Below are 11,951 nucleotides of genomic sequence, written 5' to 3'. Positions count from 1 at the left end.
CTGCATGGAGGTTTGGAGAATGGCAGGAGGATCAAGATTCCAACAGAAACAACAAAAACGTCGTCAAAACGGTGTTTTAAATATTGCAATCGCTATTGTATTACTATTAGTAGCTATTGTAGCATATCAATTGTTCGTTCCTAGTACGAAAGAGCAAGCATCTTCTACTGATAAGAAAGTCTCTCAACAAACAACAAAGAATGAGAAAGCTGGGAAATCAGAAGATAAAGAATCTGCTAAGAAAAAAGAAAAAGAACAAGAGCAAGCAGAAGCTAAGAAAAAAGCTGAAGAAGAGAAGCTAAAGGCTGAAGAAGAACAGAAAAAAGCTGAAGAAGAAGCGAAAGCTAACGAGAAAGTATCAGCTGAGAAAACTGTATCTAAGGCAAAAGAGGCGTATACAAAACCTTCTTGGAAAGCTGTAGGAACAGAACAAGGTTCATCACCAGCGATGACGTTTAAACAGGGTTCATCAGATTGGAATGAGATGCAAAGTGCAATTGCTGCAGGTGTTGAAGTACCGAAAGAGCAATTAGTATTCCATTTTGTTGGAAGAGACAAAACTGGAAAGAGCAAAGCTTATGGTGATGTTCAAGATAAGCAAAGTGGGAAAAGATATTATGTAAATATTGATTGGGTAGACAATGAGGGCTGGAAACCAGTACTTGTTCAAACTCTAAACTAAAAAAGAGAGGCTCCTTAGGAGCTTCTCTTTTTTGTTAACGCAATTTCTTTAATTTAAAATGAACAACCGCGCTATAATACGGTCTTTTGCTTTCAGGATCCATAACCATTTGATGTGAGATGTGATGAACTTCAAGCATAAGTGCTTTATTATTATCAATTTGTTCACTAATTTTTCGTTCTAAAGAAGCTAAGTCTCCCGCTTCAAAAAACTCTACTTTATCTTCTAACATTTCAAAGGTAAATGACATGAAGACGGCCCCTCTCCTATGTAATCAACTATAGTGTAACAAAGAAAAGAAGGAAATACCATGTACATTTCAATTGACATTTTTAGAAAGAGGGAATATCATACTGATAAAACCGATAAGAAAAAGGGGAATTTTTATGGGTACAGAATTTAATGGTTTATTTGATGAGTGGGCTCATACGTACGACTCATTTGTACAAGGCGAAGATATACAATATAAAGAAGTTTTCGCCCATTATGAGGACATTCTAGAGGATGTAGTTAACAAGTCATTTGGTAATGTATTAGAATTTGGTGTCGGTACAGGTAATTTAACAAATAAATTATTACTTGCTGGCCGCACAGTTTACGGTATAGAACCGTCGCGTGAAATGCGCATGATTGCAAAAGAGAAATTGCCAAAAGAATTTTCAATTACAGACGGTGATTTTCTTTCGTTTGAAGTTCCAAATTCAATTGATACCATTGTAAGCACCTATGCATTTCATCATTTAACAGATGATGAAAAAAATGTAGCGATTGCGAAGTATAGTCAATTGCTAAACAAAGGTGGTAAAATAGTGTTTGCTGATACGATATTTGCAGATCAAGATGCATATGATAAAACTGTTGAAACAGCAAAACAAAGAGGTTTCCACCAGTTAGCAAACGATTTGCAAACGGAATACTATACACGTATTCCAGTTATGCAGACTATTTTTGAAAACAATGGCTTCCATGTAACGTTCACGAGATTAAATCATTTCGTTTGGGTAATGGAGGCAACTAAGCAATAGAAAGAGGGATTAGATTGAGAATTGCTGTAATTGGAGCAATGGAAGAAGAAGTACGTATTTTACGTGATAAATTAGAACAAGCAGAGACAGAAACGGTTGCAGGTTGTGAATTTACGAAAGGGCTATTAGCAGGGCATGAAGTAATCTTGTTAAAGTCTGGTATTGGTAAAGTAAACGCAGCGATGTCAACGACAATTTTATTAGAAAAATATAAGCCTGAAAAAGTAATTAATACTGGTTCAGCTGGTGGATTCCATCATTCTCTAAACGTTGGTGATGTAGTTATTTCCACTGAAGTTCGTCACCATGACGTAGATGTAACAGCATTTAACTATGAATATGGTCAAGTACCAGGAATGCCGCCTGGATTTAAAGCTGATGAGGCGTTAGTTGCATTAGCTGAGAAATGTATGCAGGCTGAAGAAAATATTCAAGTTGTAAAAGGTATGATTGCAACAGGTGATTCATTTATGAGTGATCCGAACCGCGTTGCAGCCATTCGTGATAAATTTGAAAATCTTTATGCGGTAGAAATGGAAGCAGCAGCTGTTGCACAAGTATGCCACCAATATGAAATTCCGTTTGTTATCATTCGCGCACTTTCTGATATTGCTGGTAAAGAATCAAATGTTTCATTTGATCAGTTTTTAGATCAAGCAGCTCTTCATTCTACAAACTTTATCGTAAAAGTGTTAGAAGAGTTAAAGTAATGTAACAAAAAGGCAACTGTCTCATATAAAGAAAATACATACAGTTGCCTTTTCTTTATTGGCAAACAAGGGGGAGAACACGATGAATGTATATCGTGGAGTTCATGAGTTAATTGGTCATACACCAATTGTAGAAATTACTCGTTTTTCACTTCCGAAAGGAGTCCGTTTATTTGCAAAGCTTGAATTTTATAACCCAGGCGGAAGCGTTAAGGATCGTTTAGGAAGAGAATTAATCGAAGATGCGCTAGAAAAAGGGCTTGTTACCCGGGGTGGAACAATTATTGAACCGACTGCTGGGAATACTGGTATTGGACTGGCACTTGCAGCATTAGAACATGATTTACGTGTTATTGTTTGTGTACCAGAGAAATTTAGTATTGAAAAACAAGAATTAATGAAAGCACTAGGTGCAACGGTCGTGCATACACCGACTGAGCAAGGAATGACCGGTGCAATTGCTAAAGCAAAAGAGTTAGTAAATGAACTACCGAATTCATACTCTCCAAGTCAGTTCGCAAATGAGGCAAATCCTCGTGCATATTTTAAAACACTAGGACCTGAACTGTGGGACGCATTGAATGGAGAGATTAACATATTTGTTGCTGGAGCAGGAACTGGCGGTACGTTTATGGGGACTGCATCTTATTTGAAAGAAAAAAATATAGATATTAAAACAGTTATCGTAGAGCCAGAAGGATCTATTTTAAATGGTGGTAAGGCTGGTTCACATGAGACCGAAGGAATTGGACTGGAATTTATCCCGCCATTTTTGAAGACATCTTATTTTGATGAAATTCATACGATTTCTGATCGAAATGCATTTTTACGAGTGAAAGAATTAGCGCAAAAAGAAGGACTTCTCGTTGGGAGCTCTTCAGGAGCAGCATTTCATGCGAGCTTACTGGAGGCAGAGAAGGCAGCACCAGGTACAAATATTGTAACGATTTTTCCTGATAGCAGTGAGCGCTATTTAAGTAAAGACATATACAAAGGATGGGAATGAAAAATGAGAGCAAAGACAAAGTTAATTCATGGTATTCGCATAGGAGAACCTTCAACTGGATCTGTAAACGTACCGATTTATCAAACAAGTACGTACAAACAAGAAGCAGTTGGTAAGCATCAAGGATATGAATATTCACGTACAGGTAACCCAACACGTGCAGCTTTAGAAGAAATGATTGCTGTATTAGAAAATGGGCATGCTGGATTTGCATTTGGTTCAGGAATGGCTGCTATTACAGCGACAATTATGTTGTTCTCAAAAGGTGACCACGTTATTTTAACAGATGATGTTTATGGCGGAACATACCGCGTTATTACGAAAGTATTAAACCGTTTCGGTATTGAGCATACATTTGTAGATACAACAAACTTAGAGGAAGTTGAAGAAGCGATTCGTCCAAATACGAAAGCAATTTATGTGGAAACACCAACGAACCCACTACTAAAAATTACTGATATTAAGAAAATATCTACTCTTGCTAAAGAGAAAGATCTATTAACAATTATTGATAACACATTCATGACGCCATATTGGCAGTCGCCGATTTCTTTAGGAGCAGATATTGTGCTTCATAGTGCAACGAAATATTTAGGAGGTCATAGTGATGTAGTTGCAGGTTTAGTAGTTGTAAATAGCCCACAACTAGCAGAAGATCTTCACTTTGTACAAAACTCAACAGGAGGTATTCTTGGGCCACAAGATAGCTTCTTACTACTTCGCGGTTTAAAAACATTAGGAATTCGTATGGAAGAACATGAAACGAATTCACGTGCTATTGCTGAGTTCTTAAATAATCATCCAAAAGTAAATAAAGTATATTACCCAGGTCTTGAATCACATCAAAATCACGAATTAGCAACAGAACAAGCAAACGGGTTTGGTGCTATTATCTCATTTGATGTAGATAGTGAAGAAACATTAAATAAAGTACTTGAGAAACTACAATACTTTACACTTGCTGAAAGCTTAGGAGCGGTAGAAAGTTTAATTTCTATTCCATCTCAAATGACACATGCATCAATCCCAGCTGATCGCCGCAAAGAATTAGGAATTACAGATACATTAATTCGTATTTCTGTCGGTATTGAAGATGGTGAAGATTTAATTGAAGATTTAGCACAAGCGCTAGCATAATAAAAAATGCACTGCTCTATATTAGCAGTGCGTTTTTTTATTACGTCTATTTTGTGAAACATTTCACAAAATAGACATACACAAACGAAATGATTTCATGTATATTGAATTCAGGAAACGTTACTCACGAACAAACTTGTGAAAATTTTCACAAACAATGAAATTCATGTAGGAAAGCATCTCTATTTTTTTGTGTTAATTGGGACTTATTTTGACCTACAGGGACATATAAGGACCGTAATAGTAGAATAGGAGGAAATTCACATGGTAGTCAAAGAGAAAGTTGTAAATGAAATGCAGGAAGTAAAAAAGATGATTGATACGCTAGTAAATAATGGTCAACAAGCTTTACAAGCATTAGAAAGTTTTACACAAGAGGAAATTGACAACATTGTTCATGAAATGGCATTAGCAGGTGTTGATCAACATATGCCGCTAGCAAAATTGGCAGTTGAAGAAACTGGCCGTGGTGTATATGAAGACAAATGCATTAAAAATATTTTTGCCACTGAATATATTTGGCATAGTATAAAGCAAGATAAAACGGTAGGGATTATTCACGAAGATCCTCATGAAGAAATAATAGAAATCGCGGAACCTGTCGGTGTAGTAGCTGGAGTAACACCAGTAACGAATCCAACGTCGACAACAATGTTTAAAGCGTTAATTGCGATAAAAACAAGAAATCCAATTATTTTCGCATTTCATCCTTCCGCACAAAAATGTTCTGTGGCAGCAGCGAAAACCGTATATGATGCAGCGATGAAAGCTGGTGCACCAAAACACTGTATTCAATGGATTGAAAGACCGTCTGTTGAAGCGACGAAACAATTGATGAACCATGATGGTGTAGCACTCGTTCTAGCAACTGGAGGCGCTGGTATGGTGAAATCAGCTTACTCTACTGGAAAACCAGCGTTAGGCGTTGGTCCTGGTAATGTACCGTGTTATATAGAAAAATCAGCACATGTAAAACGAGCTGTTAATGATTTAATTTTATCAAAAACATTTGATAACGGTATGATTTGTGCATCGGAACAAGCAATCATTGTCGATAAAGAAATTTATGATGATGTTAAAACAGAAATGATTGAAAACAGTTGTTACTTTGTAACAGAAGAAGAAAGAAAAAAATTAGAAAAGCTCGTTATAAATGAAAATACATGTGCAGTAAATAGTGATATTGTAGGGAAATCAGCACAGTATATTGCCGATTTAGTTGGGATCACTGTTCCTGGACATACAAAAATGCTTGTAGCTGAAATTCAAGGTATCGGAGCAGCATATCCGTTATCCCGTGAGAAACTGAGTCCAGTATTAGCTTGTGTGAAGGCAAATTCATTAGAAGAAGGATTTACATATTGCGAAGAAATGTTGAACCTCGGTGGTTTAGGACATTCAGCAGTTATCCATTCTACAAATAAAGATGTGCAAAAGCAATTTGGGTTACGTCTGAAAGCTTGCCGTCTCATTGTAAATGCACCTTCATCACAAGGTGGAATAGGGGATATATATAATGGATTTATTCCATCACTTACACTTGGTTGTGGTTCATACGGAAAGAATTCAGTTTCCCAAAATGTAACAGCGACTCATTTATTAAATATAAAAAGGCTGGCAAATAGAAAAAAGAATATGCAGTGGTTCAAACTGCCACCAAAAATTTATTTTGAAAAACATGCTACAGCTTATTTAGCAAATATGCCTAACATTTCACGTGCATTTATTGTAACGGACCCCGGAATGGTTGAACATGGCTATGTCGATACAGTCGCGCACTATTTAAACAAGCATGCAAATGATGTGAAAGTTGAAGTTTTCTTTGAGGTCGAACCAGATCCATCAGATGAAACTGTTTTTAAAGGTGCGGAAATGATGAAAAGCTTTAAGCCAGATGTAATTATCGCACTTGGTGGTGGTTCAGCTATGGATGCAGCAAAAGGAATGTGGTTATTCTATGAGCATCCAGAAACGACATTCTATGGCATTAAACAGAAATTTTTAGATATAAGAAAACGTACATGTAAATATCCGGAATTAGGAAATAAGGCGCAGTTTGTTGCGATTCCAACGACATCAGGAACGGGATCAGAAGTGACACCATTTGCGGTTATTACAGATAAGAAAAATAATATAAAGTATCCGCTCGCAGATTATGAATTAACACCAGATGTAGCAATTGTTGATCCACAATTTGTAATGACAGTACCACCACATGTAACAGCAGATACTGGTATGGATGTTTTGACACATGCAATTGAGGCGTATGTGTCTGTTATGGCAAATGACTATACAGATGGATTAGCATTAAAAGCTATTGATCTCGTATTCAAATATTTACCGAGAGCATATAAAGATGGAAATGATGAAGAAGCAAGAGAAAAAATGCATAACGCTTCTGCAATTGCAGGGATGGCATTTGCAAATGCTTTCCTCGGTATTAATCACAGCTTAGCACATAAGATTGGACCAGAATTCCATATTCCGCACGGACGCGCAAATGCCATTCTAATGCCGCACGTAGTCCGCTATAATGCTATTAAGCCAAGAAAACACGCATTGTTCCCAAAATATGAGCACTTTGTGGCAGATGAAAGATATGCACATATAGCGAGAATGCTCGGGCTTCCAGCAAGTTCGGCAGCAGAAGGGGTGGAATCACTCGTCCGAGCAATTATTGAGCTTGGAAAAAGCTTAAATATTAATATGAGTATTGCGGGACAAGGAGTCGATAAAGAGCAATTTGAAGAGGTTGTTGGAGTATTAGCAGAAAGAGCTTTTGAAGATCAATGTACAACTGCTAATCCAAAGTTACCGCTTATTTCAGAGCTGAAAGAAATTTATATGGAAGCATATAAAGGTGAATAATGATAAAAAAAGAGCCGCAGTAAAAGCGGCTCTTTTTTTATTGGAAAACATCTCCCAGAATGGCTGTATTTACTGGTCTTTCAGTTTCATAGAATATGATACAGTGAAATGGAGGAGTGAGAATATAATGAAAGAATTAAAAGGAAAAATAGAAGATTATACTCGGTTTGGACAAATGCTTCTCGCTGTAAGTACATTGTTAATGGTTGGCTTATTGATTCCGAGTGGAGCAAAAGAGACAATCCAATTTTTTGTTATGATGGGGAGCATCGTTATATTTTTAAGCTTATCGTTCTTTTTCTTTCAGCGTGTGAAAGTGATGCGTGACCAGCTAGAGGAAAATGAATGTGAATAATATTGTTAACTAGAGCGCAGCGAAAAGAAAAAATCTTTTTGTCGCGCTTTTTGTTTTTTTGTAGGAAAATATATGCCTTTCGTGTTGACAATGATAATCCTTATCAATTAAAGTAGAATAGTAGTTAATGATTATCATTATCAATTAGAGGTGAAGGAATGAAAAAATCTATTACGCTATTTACAGCGATTTTATCTATTTTTTTCTTGTTAATAGGTTGCAGTGCCAAAGGGGACGAAAAAGCGTCTGCAACCAAAACAGAAAAAGGAAAAGAGAAAATCGAAATTACCGACCTATCAGGAAGAAAGGTAACATTCGATAAAGTGCCAGAAAGTTTTGCAACATTAAGTATGGGGGACATGGATATTATTCATGCTTTAGGTGGAAAAATAGTAGGTCGCCCGGATACGAAATTAACTCTTCCGGATGAGCTAAAGAAAGCACAAGTAATTGGGAATGCACATCAACCGAATTTTGAGCAAATTGCTAGTTTAAAGCCCGATGTACTTGTTGCTAACAATGGATTCCAAAAGAATGTGCCAACGGTTGAAGGACAAGGAACGCAAGTTATCATTTCTTCTGCGAATTCTGTACAAGATATTCAAAAAAATATTGAATTATATGGAACGGTAATGAAGAAAGAAGATAAAGCAAAAGAAATTAATCAAAAAATGAATGATCAAATGAAGAAATATGAGAAAAAGAGCGATGTGAAAGCATTGCTAGTGTATGGCGCACCAGGAACTTATTTAGCGGCATTACCAACATCTTTATCAGGTGATATTTTAGAAAAAACAGGCGGAAAAAATATTGCTTCTGATTTTCCAGAAACGAAAGAATATCCGCAATATGCACAGCTAAGTGTAGAACGTATTATTGAGGCGAATCCAGATGTGATTTATTTAATTACACACGGAGATCCAAAAAGTGTGAAAAAAGCATTCGAAGGCGAAATGATGAAAAATGAAGCGTGGAAAAATTTAGAGGCAGTAAAACAAAACCGCGTAGTTATTTTGCCACCTGATTTATTTGGATCTAATCCTGGTACAAAAGTTACAGAAGCAATGGACTTTATGTATAAAAGTATACAAGATGTAAGGAAATGATACTATGGAAAGTAGTGAAGTAGTAAGAGAAAAGGAACATCCTTTTGCGAAAAAAAGATGGATAATAGCAGTTACTTTAGTTGTATTAACAATCCTAGGTCTCTTTTACGGTCTTTTCGCAGGAAGTTTATCCTTTTCTGTACGAGATATTCTAACGGGTATACAAGATGAAGGTTCGACAGTTCATCGAATTGTATGGGATCTTCGCATACCGAGAGTGCTCATTGGGTTTATAGTAGGAACATGTTTAGCTGCATCTGGTACACTGCTACAAGGAGTTATGAGAAACCCTCTTGCAGATCCTGGTATTATCGGAGTTTCATCTGGGGCAGGCCTTGTAGCAATTGTCATCATGATTTTATTCCCACAGCATCTAGCTTTTTTACCACTAGGGGCGTTTTTAGGAGCTTTCATAACAGCGATGGTTATTTATGCTTTATCATGGCAAAAAGGGGCACCACCTTCAAGAATCATCTTAGTAGGGGTGTCGATCAATGCATTAATTGGTGCAGCAACGTCAGCATTAATGTTATTACATAGTGACAAAGTACAATCGGTGTTACCGTGGCTAGCGGGTGGTATTGGTGGTGTAAGTTGGGCACATTTAAATATGATTATTTATTATGCAATATTCGCCATTATATTAGCTTTCTTTGGTATTAAGCATATTCGAGTGTTAATGCTTGGAGATGAAATGGCAAAGTTATTAGGACATAACGTGGAAAAAAGTCGGTTTTATTTAATCGTAGTAAGTACATTATTAGCTGGAATTGCAGTAAGTGTGTCTGGTCTTATTGGATTTGTCGGTCTTGTCGTACCACATATGCTACGTTTATTAGTTGGAAATGATTATAGATATTTGCTACCTTTATCATGCCTTGGCGGCGGGGTATTACTTGTTTTTGCGGATGCAATAGCTCGAAGTTGGTTTGACCCAATCGAATTGCCTGTTGGTATTTTACTGTCCTTCTTAGGTGGTCCGTTCTTCTTATATTTAATTCATAGAGGAGGAAAACAAAGTGATTTCCGTTAACAAAGTGTTTTACGCACACTCTGAAAGATTTCAAATGCAAAATATGAATGTACATATTAAGGCTGGAGAAATCGTTAGTTTAATTGGTCCGAATGGATCGGGAAAATCTACTTTGCTTCGTTTAATAGCAAGGCTACTGAAACAAAGCGAAGGGGACATCATTTTAGATGGGAAAAATATTCATATGATGAAGAGTGCTGATGTAGCGAAGCAATTAGCAATGTTACCACAAATGCATGATCATCAATTAGATTTAACAGTGAAAGAACTAATTGAGTTCGGAAGAGGTCCACATAAATCATGGAGTAGCCACTTAAATAAAGAAGATGAAGAAATTGTTGATTGGGCATTGTCTGTTACAAATCTTGAAGGGTATGAATATCGTCTTTTACATTCTTTATCAGGAGGGGAACGGCAACGTGCTTGGATTGCGATGACGCTAGCGCAACGTACAAATGTCTTATTATTGGATGAACCAACAACCTTTTTAGATATCGTTCACCAGTTGGAAGTAATGGAACTTGTGAAACGATTAAATGAGGAGTTTGGAATGACAATTATAATGGTTTTACATGACATTAACCAAGCTGCTCAATATAGCGATCGTTTACTTGTATTAAAGCGAGGAAAAATTCAGTATGATGGTATACCAGAAGAAGTACTATGCCATGAAATGTTTCAACATGTATTTGGCATAGATGTAGATATTTTTCAGGGAAGTGACAAGCCTTTTTTTACACCGAAACGAATTTCTAAAAGGGGAGAAGAGCGATGCAAACAGAAGAGCGTATTACCATTGAATTAGTAAGAGAATTTGTTATGGCAGCTCACGGGGATTTAGAGAAAGTACAAGAGCTATTGGTTGAATCACCAAGCTTACTTCACGCCTCTTATAATTGGGGTGGATCAGATTGGGAAAGTGCGTTAGGCGCATCGGCACATGTAGGTCGTAAAGATATTGCTCTTTATTTACTAGAAAAGGGTGCTCGGATGGATATTTTTGCAGCAGCTATGCTTGGTGAATTAGAAGTTGTACAAGCTATTTTAGTAGCTCAACCAGAAGCATTGCGCGCATCTGGTCCTCATGGTATTTCTCTTCTTCAACATGCACGAATGGGTGGAGAGAAATCTAAGCGTGTATATGATTATTTAGCAATACTATCTTAATGAACGAAGGAAGTTCTTATGTGCGGTAAACTTTTCACTTGAAACAATTGGAAAGTTTACCGCCCGTTAGAACGGGATAAGTATCTAGTATATTTGAAAATCCTACACCCCCCTCAATTGTAGTTTTCTTTATGCTAGTTATGATATGGATGCAGTGGACAATATTTGTCTACTGCTTTTTTTGTTTCTATAAGATTGAATATTCTGTGTTATGTGGTTGATTCATTTATAATAAATGGTAACACTTATTGTGCATACAAAATATGATTGTGAAATTAAGAAGAAATTAGTAGAAAGGAGTGAAGGAATGTTTCATACAGACCGTTTACAAATTCGTAAATATACAATGGATGATTTACAGTTCTACGCTTCACTATGGGGAAACGAAAAAGTAATGCGCTATATTGGAAATGGGAATTTAAAAACATATATGCAATGTAAAAAAAGTTTGGAAGAGTGGGTAATTCCTAGCTATAAAAACGGCCTCGGTTTATTTGTATTAATTGAAAAGGAAACGGGAATACGGATTGGTCATGCAGGATTAGTAAAGCAGCAGATAGATGGAAAAGAGGAAATTGAAATTGGTTATTGGTTATTACCTCAGTATTGGGGAAAAGGCTATGCGAGAGAAGCAGCGGCAGCATTTCGAGACTATGGCTTCCAAGCGTTACGAATGAATAAATTGATTTCTCTTATTAATCCGGACCACCCCGCCTCAATCTTTGTTGCTAGAAAAACGGGGCTTAGTTATGAGAAAACAACTTCATTTCATGGGATGGATGTTCTCGTTTATTCCATTAGGCGCGTTGGATGAAAAAAGGTTAATTGCATTTTTTGAAGAATGGTATATAAAAATAAAGGA

Annotated in this window: 13 protein-coding genes; 12 read left to right on the top strand and 1 reads right to left on the bottom strand. The window is 36.7% G+C overall.

The features are described 5' to 3' along the window. Positions 1-19: 19 nt before the first annotated feature. A complete protein-coding gene (locus HMPREF2590_RS07725) occupies positions 20-682 on the top strand; it encodes a YrrS family protein (protein WP_000897099.1) in 663 nt (220 codons plus the stop codon). Between the two features lie 34 nt (positions 683-716). Here HMPREF2590_RS07725 and HMPREF2590_RS07720 read toward each other — a convergent pair whose 3' ends face one another. After that, positions 717-932 (bottom strand): YrzA family protein, encoded by a 216-nt coding sequence (locus tag HMPREF2590_RS07720; protein WP_000010984.1) that lies wholly within the window; start codon positions 930-932, stop codon positions 717-719. Between the two features lie 136 nt (positions 933-1,068). Here HMPREF2590_RS07720 and HMPREF2590_RS07715 point away from each other — a divergent pair, with 136 nt between their 5' ends. From HMPREF2590_RS07715 to HMPREF2590_RS07665, 11 genes are all read left to right on the top strand, one after another. Beyond that, on the top strand, positions 1,069-1,707 hold the full coding sequence (locus tag HMPREF2590_RS07715; RefSeq protein WP_000536315.1) for a class I SAM-dependent methyltransferase: 639 nt from the start codon (positions 1,069-1,071) through the stop codon (positions 1,705-1,707). A gap of 14 nt (positions 1,708-1,721) precedes the next feature. Continuing rightward, on the top strand, positions 1,722-2,417 hold the full coding sequence (mtnN, locus tag HMPREF2590_RS07710) for a 5'-methylthioadenosine/S-adenosylhomocysteine nucleosidase (RefSeq protein ID WP_001217024.1): 696 nt from the start codon (positions 1,722-1,724) through the stop codon (positions 2,415-2,417). An 82-nt stretch (positions 2,418-2,499) separates the two neighbouring features. Continuing rightward, the gene (locus tag HMPREF2590_RS07705) at positions 2,500-3,423 is read left to right on the top strand and encodes an O-acetylserine dependent cystathionine beta-synthase (protein ID WP_001103882.1); all 924 of its coding nucleotides are present in this window, start codon (positions 2,500-2,502) and stop codon (positions 3,421-3,423) included. 3 nt (positions 3,424-3,426) lie between these two features. Further along, positions 3,427-4,560, top strand: a complete 1,134-nt coding sequence (locus tag HMPREF2590_RS07700; protein ID WP_001201908.1) for a bifunctional cystathionine gamma-lyase/homocysteine desulfhydrase — start codon at positions 3,427-3,429, stop codon at positions 4,558-4,560. 264 nt (positions 4,561-4,824) lie between these two features. Then, positions 4,825-7,428: a bifunctional acetaldehyde-CoA/alcohol dehydrogenase gene (gene adhE / locus HMPREF2590_RS07695; protein WP_000260498.1), complete on the top strand. Its 2,604-nt coding sequence runs from the start codon at positions 4,825-4,827 to the stop codon at positions 7,426-7,428. A gap of 127 nt (positions 7,429-7,555) precedes the next feature. After that, on the top strand, positions 7,556-7,783 hold the full coding sequence (locus HMPREF2590_RS07690; RefSeq protein WP_000661265.1) for a YrhC family protein: 228 nt from the start codon (positions 7,556-7,558) through the stop codon (positions 7,781-7,783). A gap of 158 nt (positions 7,784-7,941) precedes the next feature. Beyond that, on the top strand, positions 7,942-8,889 hold the full coding sequence (locus HMPREF2590_RS07685; RefSeq protein ID WP_000748454.1) for an ABC transporter substrate-binding protein: 948 nt from the start codon (positions 7,942-7,944) through the stop codon (positions 8,887-8,889). Between the two features lie 4 nt (positions 8,890-8,893). After that, positions 8,894-9,922: a FecCD family ABC transporter permease gene (locus tag HMPREF2590_RS07680; RefSeq protein ID WP_000445961.1), complete on the top strand. Its 1,029-nt coding sequence runs from the start codon at positions 8,894-8,896 to the stop codon at positions 9,920-9,922. Next, a complete protein-coding gene (locus tag HMPREF2590_RS07675) occupies positions 9,909-10,727 on the top strand; it encodes an ABC transporter ATP-binding protein (protein WP_000626525.1) in 819 nt (272 codons plus the stop codon). The genes HMPREF2590_RS07680 and HMPREF2590_RS07675 overlap by 14 nt, the downstream gene beginning before the upstream one ends. After that, entirely contained in the window at positions 10,694-11,089 is a 396-nt protein-coding gene (locus HMPREF2590_RS07670; protein ID WP_001192763.1) for an ankyrin repeat domain-containing protein, read from the top strand. Before HMPREF2590_RS07675 ends, HMPREF2590_RS07670 begins: the two co-directional genes overlap by 34 nt. Positions 11,090-11,324: 235 nt before the next feature. Next, positions 11,325-11,903: a GNAT family N-acetyltransferase gene (locus HMPREF2590_RS07665; RefSeq protein WP_000258037.1), complete on the top strand. Its 579-nt coding sequence runs from the start codon at positions 11,325-11,327 to the stop codon at positions 11,901-11,903. The last annotated feature ends 48 nt before the right edge of the window (positions 11,904-11,951 follow it).

It is taken from the genome of Bacillus sp. HMSC036E02, from assembly GCF_001836235.1.
Classification (GTDB): domain Bacteria; phylum Bacillota; class Bacilli; order Bacillales; family Bacillaceae_G; genus Bacillus_A; species Bacillus_A cereus.
The sequence above is the reverse complement of the archived record's forward strand: the minus strand, read 5'-3'. Positions and strand labels throughout refer to the sequence as shown.

Coding starts and splice junctions, on each gene's coding strand:
- HMPREF2590_RS07725 (WP_000897099.1), top strand. CDS start 20: ATGGCAGGAGGATCAAGATTCCAACAGAAACAACAAAAACGTCGTCAA.
- HMPREF2590_RS07720 (WP_000010984.1), bottom strand. CDS start 932: ATGTCATTTACCTTTGAAATGTTAGAAGATAAAGTAGAGTTTTTTGAA.
- HMPREF2590_RS07715 (WP_000536315.1), top strand. CDS start 1,069: ATGGGTACAGAATTTAATGGTTTATTTGATGAGTGGGCTCATACGTAC.
- HMPREF2590_RS07705 (WP_001103882.1), top strand. CDS start 2,500: ATGAATGTATATCGTGGAGTTCATGAGTTAATTGGTCATACACCAATT.
- HMPREF2590_RS07700 (WP_001201908.1), top strand. CDS start 3,427: ATGAGAGCAAAGACAAAGTTAATTCATGGTATTCGCATAGGAGAACCT.
- adhE (WP_000260498.1), top strand. CDS start 4,825: ATGGTAGTCAAAGAGAAAGTTGTAAATGAAATGCAGGAAGTAAAAAAG.
- HMPREF2590_RS07690 (WP_000661265.1), top strand. CDS start 7,556: ATGAAAGAATTAAAAGGAAAAATAGAAGATTATACTCGGTTTGGACAA.
- HMPREF2590_RS07685 (WP_000748454.1), top strand. CDS start 7,942: ATGAAAAAATCTATTACGCTATTTACAGCGATTTTATCTATTTTTTTC.
- HMPREF2590_RS07680 (WP_000445961.1), top strand. CDS start 8,894: ATGGAAAGTAGTGAAGTAGTAAGAGAAAAGGAACATCCTTTTGCGAAA.
- HMPREF2590_RS07670 (WP_001192763.1), top strand. CDS start 10,694: ATGCAAACAGAAGAGCGTATTACCATTGAATTAGTAAGAGAATTTGTT.
- HMPREF2590_RS07665 (WP_000258037.1), top strand. CDS start 11,325: ATGGTAACACTTATTGTGCATACAAAATATGATTGTGAAATTAAGAAG.